The organism is Pseudoxanthomonas jiangsuensis (assembly GCF_010093185.1).
Classification (GTDB): domain Bacteria; phylum Pseudomonadota; class Gammaproteobacteria; order Xanthomonadales; family Xanthomonadaceae; genus Pseudoxanthomonas; species Pseudoxanthomonas jiangsuensis.
Window position 1 is genome coordinate 95,344 of record NZ_PDWL01000014.1, and the last position, 14,178, is coordinate 109,521.

At 72.3% G+C, this 14,178-nt stretch carries 15 protein-coding genes; 6 read left to right on the forward strand and 9 right to left on the reverse strand.

The genetic code is table 11. From position 1 onward, the window contains the following. Positions 1 to 21 precede the first annotated feature (21 nt). From CSC62_RS10340 to CSC62_RS10350, 3 genes are all read right to left on the reverse strand, one after another. Positions 22 to 744: a YebC/PmpR family DNA-binding transcriptional regulator gene (locus tag CSC62_RS10340; RefSeq protein ID WP_162406104.1), complete on the reverse strand. Its 723-nt coding sequence runs from the start codon at positions 742 to 744 to the stop codon at positions 22 to 24. 57 nt (positions 745 to 801) lie between these two features. After that, positions 802 to 1,419 (reverse strand): esterase/lipase family protein, encoded by a 618-nt coding sequence (locus CSC62_RS10345; RefSeq protein ID WP_246194346.1) that lies wholly within the window; start codon positions 1,417 to 1,419, stop codon positions 802 to 804. 121 nt (positions 1,420 to 1,540) lie between these two features. After that, a complete protein-coding gene (locus CSC62_RS10350; protein WP_162406106.1) occupies positions 1,541 to 2,371 on the reverse strand; it encodes an AraC family transcriptional regulator in 831 nt (276 codons plus the stop codon). Between the two features lie 114 nt (positions 2,372 to 2,485). On the opposite strand from CSC62_RS10350, the gene CSC62_RS10355 reads away from it, so the two are divergent. From CSC62_RS10355 to CSC62_RS10370, 4 genes are all read left to right on the forward strand, one after another. Beyond that, positions 2,486 to 2,914: an organic hydroperoxide resistance protein gene (locus CSC62_RS10355; protein ID WP_162406107.1), complete on the forward strand. Its 429-nt coding sequence runs from the start codon at positions 2,486 to 2,488 to the stop codon at positions 2,912 to 2,914. Between the two features lie 59 nt (positions 2,915 to 2,973). Beyond that, the gene (locus CSC62_RS10360; protein ID WP_162406108.1) at positions 2,974 to 3,912 is read left to right on the forward strand and encodes an alpha/beta fold hydrolase; all 939 of its coding nucleotides are present in this window, start codon (positions 2,974 to 2,976) and stop codon (positions 3,910 to 3,912) included. 297 nt (positions 3,913 to 4,209) lie between these two features. Beyond that, complete coding sequence (locus CSC62_RS10365) at positions 4,210 to 5,088, forward strand: hypothetical protein (RefSeq protein ID WP_162406109.1); 879 nt, start codon at positions 4,210 to 4,212, stop codon at positions 5,086 to 5,088. A 159-nt stretch (positions 5,089 to 5,247) separates the two neighbouring features. Continuing rightward, a complete protein-coding gene (locus CSC62_RS10370; RefSeq protein WP_162406110.1) occupies positions 5,248 to 6,042 on the forward strand; it encodes an alpha/beta fold hydrolase in 795 nt (264 codons plus the stop codon). Positions 6,043 to 6,140: 98 nt separating this feature from the next. On the opposite strand, the gene CSC62_RS10375 is transcribed toward CSC62_RS10370, so the two are convergent. The 3 genes from CSC62_RS10375 to aspS all read right to left on the reverse strand — a co-directional run bounded on the left by CSC62_RS10375 (position 6,141) and on the right by aspS (position 8,818). Then, entirely contained in the window at positions 6,141 to 6,659 is a 519-nt protein-coding gene (locus tag CSC62_RS10375) for a GNAT family N-acetyltransferase (protein ID WP_162406111.1), read from the reverse strand. Then, the gene (locus CSC62_RS10380; protein ID WP_162406112.1) at positions 6,656 to 6,937 is read right to left on the reverse strand and encodes a DNA primase; all 282 of its coding nucleotides are present in this window, start codon (positions 6,935 to 6,937) and stop codon (positions 6,656 to 6,658) included. The genes CSC62_RS10375 and CSC62_RS10380 overlap by 4 nt, the downstream gene beginning before the upstream one ends. Positions 6,938 to 7,057: 120 nt before the next feature. Then, positions 7,058 to 8,818: an aspartate--tRNA ligase gene (aspS, locus tag CSC62_RS10385; protein ID WP_162406113.1), complete on the reverse strand. Its 1,761-nt coding sequence runs from the start codon at positions 8,816 to 8,818 to the stop codon at positions 7,058 to 7,060. 474 nt (positions 8,819 to 9,292) lie between these two features. Here aspS and CSC62_RS10390 point away from each other — a divergent pair, with 474 nt between their 5' ends. Next, complete coding sequence (locus CSC62_RS10390) at positions 9,293 to 9,985, forward strand: DUF3011 domain-containing protein (RefSeq protein ID WP_425502014.1); 693 nt, start codon at positions 9,293 to 9,295, stop codon at positions 9,983 to 9,985. A gap of 27 nt (positions 9,986 to 10,012) precedes the next feature. Here CSC62_RS10390 and CSC62_RS10395 read toward each other — a convergent pair whose 3' ends face one another. Further along, positions 10,013 to 10,666 carry a hypothetical protein gene (locus CSC62_RS10395; RefSeq protein ID WP_211368973.1) on the reverse strand — a complete coding sequence of 218 codons (654 nt, stop codon included), beginning with the start codon at positions 10,664 to 10,666 and terminating at the stop codon, positions 10,013 to 10,015. Between the two features lie 156 nt (positions 10,667 to 10,822). Between CSC62_RS10395 and CSC62_RS10400 the strand changes: the two genes are divergently transcribed. Continuing rightward, positions 10,823 to 11,566 carry a class I SAM-dependent methyltransferase gene (locus CSC62_RS10400; RefSeq protein WP_162406115.1) on the forward strand — a complete coding sequence of 248 codons (744 nt, stop codon included), beginning with the start codon at positions 10,823 to 10,825 and terminating at the stop codon, positions 11,564 to 11,566. A gap of 5 nt (positions 11,567 to 11,571) precedes the next feature. Here the strand turns inward: CSC62_RS10400 and CSC62_RS10405 are convergent, their stop codons facing one another. Together CSC62_RS10405 and CSC62_RS10410 are read right to left on the reverse strand one after the other, a co-directional pair. Beyond that, positions 11,572 to 11,892 (reverse strand): FmdB family zinc ribbon protein, encoded by a 321-nt coding sequence (locus tag CSC62_RS10405; RefSeq protein WP_162406116.1) that lies wholly within the window; start codon positions 11,890 to 11,892, stop codon positions 11,572 to 11,574. A gap of 99 nt (positions 11,893 to 11,991) precedes the next feature. Continuing rightward, positions 11,992 to 13,857, reverse strand: a complete 1,866-nt coding sequence (locus CSC62_RS10410; protein ID WP_162406117.1) for an ABC-F family ATP-binding cassette domain-containing protein — start codon at positions 13,855 to 13,857, stop codon at positions 11,992 to 11,994. Positions 13,858 to 14,178: the final 321 nt, after the last annotated feature.

Sequence of the window (14,178 nt, forward strand, 5' to 3'; positions counted from 1 at the left end):
TCGCCCCCGGACGGGAACATCTCAGCCGGCGTCGCCCAGGTCGGCGTTGGAATAGACGTTCTGGACGTCGTCCAGGTCCTCGAGCATGGCCAGTAGCTTCTTCACCTGCGCGGCGGTGTCGCCGGACACGGCGATGTCGTTGTCGGCGCGGTAGGTGACCTCGGCGTAGCCCGGGGCCAGGCCGGCGGCCTCCATCGCCTGTTTGACCGCCTCGAAGCTCTCCGGCCCGGCGACCACGTCGATCGCGCCGTCCTCGGGGTAGACCACGATGTCGTCGGCGCCGGCCTCGATCGCCGCCTCGGTGATCCGCTCTTCGTCGCCGCCCTCGTAGCTGAGCACGCCCAGGCGCTTGAACATGAAGGCCACCGAGCCTTCGGTGCCCATGTTGCCGCCGTTCTTGCTGAAGGCGTGGCGGACGTCGGCCACGGTGCGCACGCGGTTGTCGGTCAGGCAGTCGACGATCACCGCGACGCCGCCGGGGGCGTAGCCCTCGTAGCGCACTTCCTCGTACTCCACGCCTTCCAGTTCGCCGGTGGCCTTCTTGACCGCGCGTTCCATCACGTCCTTGGACATGTTGGCGGCCAGCGCCTTGTCCATCGCCGCGCGCAGGCGCGGGTTGTTGGCCGGGTCGCCGCCGCCGGCGCGCGCGGCCACGCCGATCTCGCGGATGAGCTTGGTGAAGACCTTGCCGCGCTGGGCGTCGGTGGCGTTCTTGCGTGCTTCGATCGAGGGGCCGCGACCCATGGTCAATTCCAGACTGCGTGTGCGAAGGCGGCGATTATACCGGCCCGCCCGGGTCGGCTATGCCGGTCCGGCGTCCGCGTCCAGGAAGGCGCCGTCGCGCAGGAACGCGGCGACCTGGCGCGCGGCCGCGGCCGAGAACACCAGGCCGGTGTGGCTGGCGTGCACCCGGCAATGCGCGGCCAGTCCCGGCAGGCGGGTCTCGGCCAGGGCCACGGTGCCGTCGGAATCGGCGCCCACCGCCGCCAGCAGGCGGCCGATCCCGCGCGCCACGTCGCCGGCGACCATGCCCACCGGCACCCGCCCGTCCCAGGATTCGCAGCCGGCCTGCAGCAGGGCGCTGCTGCGTCCCAGCGCCCAGGCCAGGCGCGGATGCGCGGCCAGGGCATGGGCGGTGCCGCTGCCGCGCAAGGGCGAACCCAGGCAGACCACCCGCGCCACCGGCAACTCCGGCGCGCGGCGCAGCACCTCCAGCGCCAGCAGGCCACCGAGGCTGTGGCCGACCAGGTGCCGCGGCGGTCCGCCGCGCAGGCGCGCGGCCAATGCCTCCAGCGCCGGTTCCGGGCCGCCGACGATGCTCGGGTAGCCGAACGTCCCGACCTCGAAGCCCAGGCGCCGCAGCCGCCAGGCCAGCGGCGCCAGCCACCAGGCCGCGTTCCACAGGCCGTGGACCAGCAGCACGCGGTTGCAGCCGTGCGGGCGGGCGCGGACCGGGCCGGGCGCAGGGGCGAGGTCGTGCGGATTCAAGCCGCGGTCCGCCATGCCACGCCCGCTCCGGCCGGTCCGCCGCTGCGGTGGCTCACGCGGCGGCCGCGTATTGCTGCTTCCATGCCCGCGGCGAAAGCCCGCAATGGGCCTTGAACGCGCGCGACAGCGCCGCCTCGCTGCCGTAGCCGACCTCGCTGGCGACCACCTTCAGCGGCCGCCCGCGGCGCAGGGCCTGCTGGGCCAGGCCGACCCGCCACCCCAGCAGGTACTGGCCGGGCGTGCTGCCCACCGCCTCGCGGAAGCTGGCCGCGAACACGCTGCGCGACATGCCCGAGGCCGCGGCCAGGTCCTCCAGCGTCCAGTCCCGGGTCGGCGCCTCGTGCATGGCCACCAGCGCATGCCGCAGCCGCGGATGCGACAGCCCGGCCAGCAGGCCACCGGTCACCTCGCCGCGTTCCATCAACTGCCGCAACAGCTGGATCATCACCACCTCGAACAGCCGGTCGATCATGGCCTGGCGCCCGCAGCGCCGCTCGAAGGCTTCCTCGAACAGCATCTCCAGCACCGGCCCGCTGCCCTCCAGCGCGGTCAGCGGCATGCACACGAACGCCGGCAGGGCCGCGGCCACCGGATTGCCCGGCCCGCCCTCGAAACGCAGGTTGGCGCAGGCCATGTCCGCACCGCGCTCGGGATCGCTGCTGAAGCGGTGCGACAGGGGGCGCGGGTACAGCAGCAGGCTGGGCGCCTCGATCCGCACCGGCGCCCCGCCGTGGGACACCTCCAGCGGTCCGCGCCGGACCAGGTGCAGCTGGCCGTGCACGTCGTCGGCTTCCAGCAGGTTGACCCCGCACAGAGCGCCGGCATTGAAGACCTGCGCGCTCACCGGGAAGCGCTCCAGCAGGGCTGCAAGGCGGTCCACCATCTCTTCGTACTCCCGATCAAGTTTTCAGGATTTCGCGTACCGAATCGTAGCAGCCGGACGCGCAAAGTAACTCCTGCCCGCCGGGCACCACCCACCCGACCCAAGGAAACCGCCATGTCCATCGAGAAGATCCTCTACGCCGCCACCGCCACCGCCACCGGCGGCCGCGAAGGCCGCGCCCAGACCTCCGACCGCGTGCTCGACCTGGAGCTGTCCACCCCGCGCGAGCTGGGCGGCGCCGGCGGCCCGGGCACCAACCCGGAGCAGCTGTTCGCCGCCGGCTACTCGGCCTGCTTCCTGGGCGCGCTGAAGTTCGTCGCCGGCAAGCAGAAGGTCGCGCTGCCGACGACCGCCACGGTCAGCGCCAGGATCGGCATCGGCCAGATCCCGACCGGCTTCGGGATCGAGGCCGAACTGACGATCGCCGCCCCCGGCGTGCCGCGCGAAACCCTCGAAGCGCTGGTCGCACAGGCCCACGTCGTCTGCCCGTACTCCAACGCCACCCGCGGCAACATCGACGTGGCGCTGGTGATCGCCGACTGACCGTCTCCTTCTTTCCCCGCTTCCTCCCCCATTCCCCGCACGCCAAGGAAACCCCGACCATGAACGCCATCACCCGCAGCTTCGCCGCCTCCCTGCTGGCCATCGCCGCCACCGGCGCCCACGCCGCCGAATCCCCCGCCCGGACCGCCGCCCGCGCCACCGTGCAGGGCGACTACATCGCCACCGCCGACGGCGTGCGGCTGTACTACAAGGACTGGGGCCCGAAGGACGGCCCGGTGGTCACCTTCAGCCACGGCTGGCCGCTGAGTTCGGACAGTTGGGAATCGCAGATGATCTTCCTCGCCGGCCACGGCTACCGCGTGGTCGCCCACGACCGCCGCGGCCACGGCCGCTCCAGCCAGCCGTGGGACGGCAACGACATGGACCACTACGCCGACGACCTGGCCGCGGTGATCCAGGCCCTGGACCTCAAGGACGTCACCCTGGTCGGCTTCTCCACCGGCGGCGGCGAAGTGGCGCGCTACATCGGCCGCCACGGCACCGGCCGGGTGAAGAAGGCGGTCCTGGTCAGCGCCGTGCCGCCGCTGATGCTGCGCACCGCCGACAACCCCGGCGGCCTGCCGCTGGAGGTGTTCGACGGCATCCGCAAGGCCTCGCTGGAAAACCGCTCGCAGCTGTACCTGGACCTGGCCTCCGGCCCGTTCTACGGCTTCAACCGCCCCGGCGCCAAGGTCTCGCAGGGCCTGATCGACAGCTGGTGGGCGCAGGGCATGCAGGGCGGGCACAAGAACACCTACGACTCGATCGCCGCGTTCTCGGCCACCGACTTCCGCCAGGACCTGAAGAAGTTCGACGTCCCCACCCTGGTGATCCACGGCGACGACGACCAGATCGTGCCGATCGACAGCTCCGGCAGGGCCTCGGCCGCGCTGGTCGACGGCGCCGAGCTGCTGGTCTACCCGGGCGCGCCGCACGGCCTGACCGACACCCACAAGGATCGCGTCAACCAGGACCTGCTGGCGTTCCTGCGCAAGTAGGCGGGCCCGCGCCCGCGAACCGGAACGGCCGCGCCCAGGTGCGGCCGTTTCCTTGTGCCTCCGTCCGCGCCGGCTTGCCGGCGGTTTTCCGCCCGCGGCACAAGGGTGCGGCCAACAGGGCGGGCGGTGCGGTGAGGTCCGGCCAGCAGCCCGGCAATCGCCGGGCAGCCATGGTTCCAGCCGCGATGGGACAGGCTCGACCGATCCGCGCGAGGCGCCACCGGACGCCGCCCCCTGGCGGATGACCTGGCATGGCACAGGCCGCATCCTGTGCACCCCCGACCGTGGACGAGTGCGATGCCCCCATCCCTGTTCCCCCTGCTGATGCTGCTGGCGTCCGCCGCGCCGGCCCAGGACGCGGCGCAAGCCTCCGACCCGGTCCAGGCCTGCCGCGAATGGATCCAGGGCCGCGCCTGGAGCGCGCAGGAAGACGATCCGCAGACCCGGGTCGTCTCCGCCGGGGCGGCCTGTTTCGACGGGGCCATCGCGGCCGGCGCGCTGGAGGCGCTGCACGCCTGGATCGATGCCGCCGCCGGGACCGCGCGGCCGGTGCTGGTCGTGCGTTCGCGCGGCGGGGATTCGGAGACCGCGCTGGGCCTGGCCGAGAAGCTGCAGGAACGCGGCGCCAGCGTGCACGTGGTCGGGGTCTGCGCGTCGGCGTGCGCCAGCTACCTCTATGCCGGCGTGCGCGACCGCCATGTCCAGCAGGCGTCGCTGCTGCTCTTCCACGGCGGCTTCTCCGCCGGCAACCGCGCCCGGGCGCTGGCCGCGCTGGAGGCGCACGTGGCCGGACCGCAGGGCGCATCGGTGCCCGAACCGGAGGCCAACCGCCGCGCGATCGGGCAGTCGCTGGACGCGCTGCAGGTGCGCCAGGATGCGTTCTACCGCCGGGCCGGGGTCGATCCCCGGATCGTGCACGGATTCGACGGGCTGGACGTGGCATCGCTCGACGATGCGCTGTGCGGCGGCCCCTCGCAGGCGCCCCGCCGTTTCCTGTACTTCGACGACGTGCAGATGGCGCGCCTGGGGATCGCCCCGGCATCCGGGCGCACGGAGCAGGATCCGCGCCGGGTCAACGCGGCCATCGCCGCGCTCGACGGCGGGTTCATCGCCTGCCGCGCACCGCGGGCGCCGTTCGCCGGCGCCAGGGCACAGGAGGGTGGGGCCGTCCGCTGATGACGGGCGGGAGGACGGCGCCTGGCTCCGGGGGTCCGCGCCATCCGGACGAACGATCATGTTTCCAGGACTGCGCGCGTCCTGGCGTCCGGAGCGGGTCCGTATCGTGGAACCCACTGGCCGACCGGCCAGCCCCTACAGACCACGAGGAGATCCGCCATGAAGTCGTTCAAGTCCATCGCCTTGGCCTCTGCCATCGCCACCGCCGCCTTCGGTGCCGACGCTTCGGCGGCCGACGCCGCCGCCCGCAATACCACCGTCATCCTGGTCCACGGCGCCTTCGCCGAATCGGCCAGCTGGAACGGCGTGGTGCCCCGCCTGGCGGCCCGCGGCTATACCGTGGTCGCCGCGGCCAATCCGCTGCGCAGCGTCGCCGGCGACGCCGGACTGGTCGATGGCCTGGTCGACCGGGCGCCGGGCCCGGTGGTCCTGGTCGGCCACTCCTACGGCGGTGCGGTGATCTCCAACGTCCGCGCCAATCCGAAGATCAAGGCCCTGGTGTACGTGGCCGCCTTCGCCCCCGAACAGGGCGAGACGGTGCTGGACCTGACCGGCCGTTTCCCCGGCAGCACCCTGCCCGGCACCCTGGCCGAGCCGGTGCAGCGCGCCGGCGGCGGCGAGGACCTGTACATCCGCCAGGATGCGTTCTGGCAGCAGTTCGCCAGCGACGTCCCCGAGGCCGAGGCGGCGGTGATGGCCTCGACCCAGCGCCCGGTGGCCAAGGCCGCGCTGACCGAAGCCAGCGGCCAGCCGCGCTGGAAGGACGTCCCGTCGTGGTTCGTCTACGGCGACGGCGACAGGAACATCCCCGCCCAGGCGCTGCAGTACATGGCCGACCGCGCCGGCTCGCGCAGCACGGTGGTGATCCCGGGCGCCTCGCACGTGGTGATGACCTCGCAGCCGGAGGCCGTGGCCGCGCTGGTCGACCAGGCCGCGCAGGCGGCCGCACGGTAGGCCGCGAGGCAGGCGAGGCGGATGCGGCGGGCCGGAAGGTCCGCCGCGTCCGTCGTCGTGCCGGAAGGAGCGGAGGCCTCCCGCGTCCCGCGCGGACGTCAGGCCGCCGGCCGGCGCAGGATGAACTCCAGGTCGCGCACCCGGCCGACCGGGAATTCGTAGGTGCCGACCTGGGTGAAGCCGTGGCGGGCGTAGAAACGCTGCGCCCCCAGGTTCTGCGACCAGACCCCGATCCACAGCGTGCGCGGGCCGTCGCGCAGCAACCAGCGCTGCGCCTCGTCGAACAGCTTGCCGCCCCAGCCACCGTTCTGGTGGCTGGCCAGCACGTACAGGCGCTTGAGCTCGCCATCGCCCCGGGCCACGTCCGGATGCGGCAGCCCGCAGGGGCCGGCGGCGGCGTGGCCGACGGCCGTCCCGCCATCCTCCAGCAACCACACCGCATAGTCCGGATGGGCGAGGATCACCGCCTGCTTCTCCACCGCGTAGGCATCGCCCAGGAAGAAGTCCAGGTCCTGCGCCGGATACAGGTGGCCGAAGGTCTCGGTGAAGGTGCGCGCCGCCAGCGACGACAGGGTCGCCGCGTCGGCGGGCACGGCGCGGCGGATGCGAAGGCTCATTCGTCCTCGTCTTCGTCCTCTTCCCCGTCGAGGTCGTCTTCGTCCTCGTCGCCCTCTTCTTCCTCGTCCTCGTCGTACTCGTAGTCGTCCTCGCCGAAGTCCTCGCCGTCCCAGCGGCCCTGGCCGTCGGGGACGAAGGTCACGGCCATCGCCGCCGGCGAGCCGCCCACGCGCACCAGCCAGCCGCCGAACACGCGCGCGCGCTCGGTCACCAGGCCGGCTTCGGAACCCTCGTTGTCCAGCCGCTCCCACTGCAGGGCAAACGCAGAACCAGTCATCTCGCACTCCGTCAGACAAAGAGCCCCCCTTGAGTCAAGGGGGGCGCGGCGACAGCCGCGGGGGTTGTGGAAGAGGTGAGCGGGGCCCGGCATTCCGCTCCGCGGAATGCCGGGGAGGCCTCACTGCCTCGGCAGTGAGGCTTCGCGAACCGTTATGTGCACTTCGGCCAACTGCTCGTCGGCGATCGGCGACGGCGCGCCGGTCATCAGGCACTGGGCCGAGGTGGTCTTCGGGAACGGGATCACGTCGCGGATCGACTCGGTGCCGGCCATCAGTGCGGCGATGCGGTCGATGCCGAACGCGATGCCGCCGTGCGGCGGGGCGCCGTAGTTGAGCGCGTCGAGCAGGAAGCCGAACTTGGCCGCCGCTTCTTCCGCGCCGATGCCGAGCAGCTCGAACACCGCGCTCTGCATCTCCGGGCGGTGGATGCGGATCGAGCCGCCGCCGATCTCGTTGCCGTTGAGGACCATATCGTAGCCGCGCGAGACCGCAGTCTTCGCATGCGCGCGCAGCTCGGCGATGTCGTCCACCGCCGGGGCGGTGAACGGATGGTGCAGGGCGACGTAGCGCTGCGCCTCCTCGTCCCACTCGAACATCGGGAAGTCGGTGACCCACAAGGGACGCCAACCCTCGGCGACCAGCCCAAAGTCCTTGCCGGCCTTCAGCCGCACCGCGCCCATGAAGTCGGAGACCTTGTTGTAGCCACCGGCGCCGAAGAACACGATGTCGCCGTTTCCGGCGCCCACGTGGGCGACCAGCGCAGCGAACTGCTCCTCGCCGAAGAACTTCTGGATCGGCGAGCTGATCGCACCGGCCTCGTCGATCTTGATGTAGGCCAGGCCCTTGCTGCCGTACTTGGCCGCGTGCGCGGCGTACTCGTCGATCTGCTTGCGCGACAGCGCCGCGCCGCCGGGAATGCGCAGCGCCGCGACCCGGCCGTCCGGATCGCTGGCCGGACCGGTGAACACGGCGAAGCCGCTGTCCTTGACCAGCTCGGCCACGTCCACCAGCTCCAGCGCGATGCGCAGGTCCGGCTTGTCCGAGCCGTAGCGGCGCATGGCCTCGGCCCAGGTCATGCGCGGGAACTGCGGGTCCAGCTCGACGTCGACCACTTCCTTGAAGATCGCCCGGATCATGCCTTCGACGTAGTCCTGCACGTCGCGCTCGCGGACGAAGGCGAACTCCATGTCCAGCTGGGTGAACTCCAGCTGGCGGTCGGCGCGCAGGGCCTCGTCGCGGAAGCAGCGCGCGATCTGGTAGTAGCGGTCGAAGCCGGCCACCATCAGGATCTGCTTGAACAGCTGCGGCGACTGCGGCAGCGCGTAGAACTCGCCCGGGTGCATCCGCGCCGGGACCAGAAAGTCGCGCGCGCCCTCGGGCGTGGCCTTGGTCAGGATCGGGGTCTCGATGTCCTGGAAGCCGTCCGCATCCAGGTGCCGGCGCAGCGCCTGCACCAGCTTGATCCGGGTGCGCTGCATGCGCTGCATCTCCGGCCGGCGCAGGTCCAGGTAGCGGTACTTCAGGCGGGTCTCCTCGCCCGGGTTCTCGTGGGCGTGGAACGGTAGCGGCGCGGCCTTGTTGAGGATGGTGATGCGGGTGGCGATCACCTCGACCTTGCCGGTGCGGATCTTGTCGTTGACCGCATGTCGGGCGCGGACCACGCCTTCGACCTGGATCACGTCCTCGTAGCCCAGCGAGGCGGCCACCGCGAACACTTCGGCATTGTCCGGCTCGACCGTCACCTGGACGATGCCCTCGTGGTCGCGCAGGTCGATGAAGCAGACGCCGCCGAGGTTGCGGGCCACGTCGGTCCAGCCGGCGAGGGTGAGGGTCTGGCCGATCAGGGTCTCGTCGACCAGGCCGCAGTAATGGGTACGCATGGGAACTCCGCAGGGGGCCGGCGCCAGCGGCACCGGAAAACGCGATATTTTGCGGCCCGGGACCGGTCCGGGCAAACCGGCCCCGGATACCGCTCTTTCCGCCCCGCCGGCGCCGTGTGGCGGTAGGCCGGCATTAAGCCGGCGCATGGCCGAATCCAGCCAACGCCGCGGTCCCGCAAGGCGCCTTCCAGGGAGTTGGTCATGGTCCGTCCGTTGTCCGCCGTCTGTCTCGTCCTCGGCCTGGCCTTCGCGGCCGCCGTCCTCCCCGCCCCCGCCGCGGCCCAGTCCACCCGCGCCTACGCCCCGGAGAACCTGCGCCAGCTCTCGTTCTCCGACCGGGTGCGGGTGGTCGAGCGCGAATACGCCGACCAGTCCCGGGGCCGCCAGATCCCCGACGACCAGCTCGAGTTCTACCTGGACCAGATCGATTCGGGATGGGGCTTCAGCCGGATCAAGCAGGACATCGCCACCTCCCTGCGCGGCAGCCAGGGCGGCCGGCCGGGCTCGGGCTGGGGCGGCTGGAACGGCTCCAGCTGGACCGGCCAGACCCTGATCTGCTCCAGCAACGACCGCCGCCGGCGCGAGTGCCGCACCCCGTTCAACGGCCGCCCGATGCTGGTGGAGAACGTCTCCGGCACCCGCTGCGTGGAAGGCCAGAACTTCGGCGGCGGCAATGGCGTGATGTGGGTGGACGGCGGCTGCCGCGGGCGCTTCGCCGAGGGCCGCGGCGGCTGGGGCGGCGGCAGCACCGGCCAGACCGTGCGCTGCGAGAGCGACAACCGCCGCGAGCGCACCTGCGCCACGAATTTCCGCGGCCGCGCGGTGCTGGTCCGCCAGCTGTCCGGCACCACCTGCGTGGAGGGCCGCAACTGGGGCCAGCGCGGCAATGCGATCTGGGTCAGCGGCGGCTGCCGCGGCGAGTTCGGCGAAGGCCGCGGCGGCTGGGGCGGCGGCAACTGGGGCGGCGGCAATTCCGGCTATTCGGTCACCTGCAGCAGCGAGGACAACCGCCAGCGCAGCTGCGCCTGGGACCGCCGCCAGGGCCGGCCGCAGGTGATCGAGAACATCTCCAGCACCCGCTGCCAGGAAAACCGCAACTGGGGCTGGGACGGCAGCGGCACGATCTGGGTCGACGGCGGCTGCCGGGCGCGCTTCGGGACGCGCTGAGGCGCCGCCGGCACCGGGCAGGAAGGCTCAGCCCTCCTGCGCGCCCCACGGCGCAGGCGGGGGCGGCACCGGCGCCGTCAGGTCGAACTCGACCCGGAACAGCCGCCCGCCCGGGCGCGAAAGCTCGTAGACCAGGCGCCGCCCCGGCTCGATCTCCATCGCCCAGGTGTTGTCCACCGAGGCGGCCAGCCCTTCGCGCCGGAACATCGCCACCGACTCGGCGTCCACCGGGAACGCCTGGCGCCGGGCGCTGCCGGCCTCCGTGCTGTCGCCGCCGTACAGGGTCACCGCATCGGGCGTGCCGTCGACGTGGCGATGGTCGTGCTTCAGGCGCAGGCCGCCGGCGGTGCGGGTGAGTACCCAGGTACGGGAACGGTCCTCGCCGACATGGAACGGGATCCGGATCTCCCGCTCCGGGGCCTCGCAGCCGCGCACGTGCGCGACCAGCGCCTTGCCGGCGAACGGGTCCGGGCCGGAGGCCGCCGGCACGTCGGCCACGACCCGGCCGGCGTAGGCATGGCCGCAGTGGCCGGCGATGGCGGCGAGGAAGGCGTCGGCCGGGGCCTGCGTCGGGGGTGCCACCGTCCCGGCGGGAGTAGCGCTGGCGGCGGGCTCGGCCTGGGGGGTACAGGCGCCGAGCAGCAGCACGGCGAGCGGGAGGATGCGAAGGGTCGAGAACATGGCCCCACCCTACCGGCGCGGTCGCGCCCGCCGCAACGCCCGTTGGTCCCCGCGGCGGAGCGCTGCGTTGCCGGATAATCGGCCGATGCCCGGTCGCCCTCCGTCCCCGTCCCGCCAATTCGGTCCCCGCGCCCCCGCGCCCCGGGACATGGCCCCATGAGCGCCACCGGGCCGGCGCGGCCGCCCGGCACACCCTACCTGTACCGCAGTTGGCGCTATCTGGAGCTGCAGTTCCGCGGCGGCGTGGCCCAGACCCGGATGTTGCGCTGGGCGCCGGATTGGCTGCAGGTCGGCTACACCCGGACGATGCTGGCCGCGCTGCTGCTGCGACCGCGGCCGGCGCGGATCGGGATCGTCGGCCTCGGCGGCGGCGCCCAGGCCAAGTTCTGCCATCGCCACCTGCGCCACAGCCGGATCGAGGTGATCGAGTACGACCCGGGGGTGCTGGCCCTGCGCGATGCGTTCAAGGTCCCGGCCGACGACGCCCGGCTGGCGGTGGAGCTGGGCGACGGCGCGGCCTGGCTGCGCGAACGCGCCGGCCGCTACGACCTGCTGCTGGTCGATGCCTACGACGTCGACGGCATCCCGCCGGCGCTGTCGGCGGTGGGCTTCCATCGCGACTGCGCCGCGGCGCTGGCGCCGGGCGGGGCGTTGGCCTCCAACCTCTACGCCACCGACGTGCGCGCGCACCTCGGGCGGATGCGCCGGGTGTTCGGACCGCGGCTGAAGACCCTGCAGGAACCCGGGGTGGACAACCGGGTGGTGTTCGCCTGGCGCGACCCGCTGGCGGCGGTGCCGGATCCGGAGGCGGCCCTGCGCGCCCTGCCCTGGCTGGCACGGCTGCAGCTGGCCGCGCCGATGCGGCGGCTGGCTACGGCATTGGCGGCCGGCAGCCTGTAGGCGCCTCAGCTGCCGGTGCCGCCCGTCGCGGCGGCCGGCTTGGACTCGGCCTTGGGTTCGGCCTTGGGCGCGCTGTCGGCGGCGGCGGCCGGCTTGGCCGCGCCTTCGCCGCCGTCGGCCAGGTTGCGTTTCTTGTCGCCGTCCTTCTTGAAGTCGGTCTCGTACCAGCCGCCGCCGGCCAGGCGGAAGGACGGCGCGGTCAGCTGGCGGCGGACCTGGCCCTGCGTCCCGCAGGACGGGCAGGTCTCCGGATCGGCGTCGGAAAGCTTCTGCAGGCGGTCGAAACTGTGGCCGCATTCGGCGCACTGGAAGGCATAGATCGGCATGGCGGTGGCGTTGCGATGTTCGGGGAGACCGCCGGGACGGCCCGGCGGCAGGGAATCTTAGGGCATAGGCGGCCGATTCAAGGGCGGCGGGCGACCGGCTCAGGCCCCATCCATCATCTCCAGCCAGGCCTGCTCGGCCTGCTCCAGGCGCTGGGCCGCCGCTTCGCGGGCGCGGCCCAGTTCGGCCAGGCGCGCGGCGTCGGCCAGGTGCTTGGGATCGGCCAGTTGCCGGTCCAGGTCGGCCACCTCGGCCTCCAGCTCGCCGACCTTCTTCTCGGCCGCGGCCAGCTTGACCGGGTTGACCGGCTTCTTCGCCGCGGCCGGCGGGGCAGGGATCGGCGCCGCTGCGGCCGGCGTGGCCTCGGCCATGCGCTGCTTTGTGCCCTGCGCCGCCGGGCGGCTGCGCAGCCAGGACGCGTAGTCGTCGAGATCGCCGGAGAACGGCTCGACCACGCCGTCGGCCACCCGCCAGAAGGTGTCGCAGACCAGGCCGATCAGATGGCGGTCGTGGGAGACCATCACGATCGCGCCATCGAAGTCGGATAGCGCCTCGGCCAGGGCCTCGCGCATCTCCAGGTCCAGGTGGTTGGTCGGCTCGTCCAGCAGCAAAACGTTGGGCTGCTGCCAGGCGATCAGGGCGAGGGCCAGGCGCGCGCGCTCGCCGCCGGAGAAGCCGTCCACGGTCTCGAAGGCGCGGTCGCCGGGGAAGTTCCACTTGCCGAGGAAGTCGCGGAAGGCCTGGGTCGGCGAATCCGGCGAGAGCTCGCGGAAGTGGTCGATCGGCGACTGCCCTTCGTGCAGCGACTCCACCGTGTGCTGGGCGAAGTAGCCGATCCGCAGGTCCGGGTGGGCCGAACGCTCGCCGGCCACCGGCGCCAGGTCGCCGACCAGGGTCCGCACCAGGGTGGTCTTGCCGGCGCCGTTGGGGCCGAGCAGGCCGATCCGGTCGCCGGCCTCCAGGCCGAAGCCGACCTGGTGCAGGATCACCGCGTCCCGGCCGTAGCCGGCCTCCACGTCGTTGAGCCGGATCAGCGAGAACGGCAGTTTCGCCGGCGGCGCGAACTCGATCCGGAACTCGCGCTCCACGCGCACCGCCTCGGTGCCGGCCAGCTTGGCCAGGCGCTTGATCCGGCTCTGCGCCTGCGCGGCCTTGCTGGCCTTGGCCTTGAAGCGGTCGATGAAGCTCTGCAGGTGGGCGCGCTCGGCCTGTTCCTTGTCGTGGGCGATCTGCTGTTGGCGCAGGTGCTCGGCGCGCTGGCGCTCGAAGTCGGTGTAGCCGCCCACGTACAGCTTCGCCCCGCCGCCGTGCAGGTGCAGGGTGTGGGTGGCGACGTTGTCCAGGAACTCGCGGTCGTGCGAGATCAGCAGCAGGGTGCCGGGGTACTTCAGCAGCCACTGCTCCAGCCAGTAGACCGCGTCCAGGTCCAGGTGGTTGGTCGGTTCGTCCAGCAGCAAAAGGTCGCTGGGCATCATCAGCGCCCGGGCCAGGTTCAGCCGCACCCGCCAGCCGCCGGAGAACGAGGACACCGGCCGGCGGTGGGTCTCGGCCGGGAAGCCCAGTCCGTGCAGCAGCCGTCCGGCGCGGGCCTCGGCGTCGTAGCCGTTGAGCTCGGCCAGCTTCTGGTGGGCGGCGGCCACCGCCTCCCAGTCCTCGCGGGCGTTGGCGTCGGCTTCCTCGCGGATGACCTGCGCGATCACCTCGTCGCCGCCGAGCACGAAGTCCAGCGCCGGGTCCGGCAAAGAGGGCGTCTCCTGCGCGACCGAGGCGATCCGGACCTTGCCGGGCAGGTCGACGTCGCCCTTGTCGGCTTCCAGTTCGCCCTTGATCGCGGCGAACAGGCTGGACTTGCCGGTGCCGTTGCGGCCGACCACGCCCACCCGGTAGCCGGCGTGCAGGGCCAGGTCGACGTTGGACAGGAGCAGGCGTTCGCCGCGGCGCAGGGCGAAATTGCGCAGTGAGATCATCGTGGGGAGGGGCTAAGAAGAATCGGGAATCAGCAGATGCCGAGGCATCCTGCGACGGCATTCTACCTTTAACGAATACTTGACATCGCGCCGGGGGCGGGGCTACAGCAACACGGCGGATCCGCCACTCCCCCGCCCCGGCCGGACCGCAATCCCGTTCCAAGCCCGGAGTTTCCCCCCATGCTTCCGAAGCCGCACCTGCTCGCCTCCACCATCGCCGCCCCTGTCCCCTATACACATCTGACGCTGCCGCCGAATCGGGAGGGTGAGGTCTCCCAGCGCTCCCATGTCCTCACAATAAACCATACCACAGCAGATCAG

What these genes read in the sequence shown, in the direction of transcription:
- CSC62_RS10380 (WP_162406112.1), bottom strand. Translation starts at nt 6,937, where the DNA reads ATGACTGGTTCTGCGTTTGCCCTGCAGTGGGAGCGGCTGGACAACGAG.
- aspS (WP_162406113.1), bottom strand. Translation starts at nt 8,818, where the DNA reads ATGCGTACCCATTACTGCGGCCTGGTCGACGAGACCCTGATCGGCCAG.
- CSC62_RS10350 (WP_162406106.1), bottom strand. Translation starts at nt 2,371, where the DNA reads ATGGTGGACCGCCTTGCAGCCCTGCTGGAGCGCTTCCCGGTGAGCGCG.
- CSC62_RS10370 (WP_162406110.1), top strand. Translation starts at nt 5,248, where the DNA reads ATGAAGTCGTTCAAGTCCATCGCCTTGGCCTCTGCCATCGCCACCGCC.
- CSC62_RS10395 (WP_211368973.1), bottom strand. Translation starts at nt 10,666, where the DNA reads ATGTTCTCGACCCTTCGCATCCTCCCGCTCGCCGTGCTGCTGCTCGGC.
- CSC62_RS10355 (WP_162406107.1), top strand. Translation starts at nt 2,486, where the DNA reads ATGTCCATCGAGAAGATCCTCTACGCCGCCACCGCCACCGCCACCGGC.
- CSC62_RS10340 (WP_162406104.1), bottom strand. Translation starts at nt 744, where the DNA reads ATGGGTCGCGGCCCCTCGATCGAAGCACGCAAGAACGCCACCGACGCC.
- CSC62_RS10410 (WP_162406117.1), bottom strand. Translation starts at nt 13,857, where the DNA reads ATGATCTCACTGCGCAATTTCGCCCTGCGCCGCGGCGAACGCCTGCTC.
- CSC62_RS10400 (WP_162406115.1), top strand. Translation starts at nt 10,823, where the DNA reads ATGAGCGCCACCGGGCCGGCGCGGCCGCCCGGCACACCCTACCTGTAC.
- CSC62_RS10360 (WP_162406108.1), top strand. Translation starts at nt 2,974, where the DNA reads ATGAACGCCATCACCCGCAGCTTCGCCGCCTCCCTGCTGGCCATCGCC.
- CSC62_RS10365 (WP_162406109.1), top strand. Translation starts at nt 4,210, where the DNA reads ATGCCCCCATCCCTGTTCCCCCTGCTGATGCTGCTGGCGTCCGCCGCG.
- CSC62_RS10405 (WP_162406116.1), bottom strand. Translation starts at nt 11,892, where the DNA reads ATGCCGATCTATGCCTTCCAGTGCGCCGAATGCGGCCACAGTTTCGAC.
- CSC62_RS10375 (WP_162406111.1), bottom strand. Translation starts at nt 6,659, where the DNA reads ATGAGCCTTCGCATCCGCCGCGCCGTGCCCGCCGACGCGGCGACCCTG.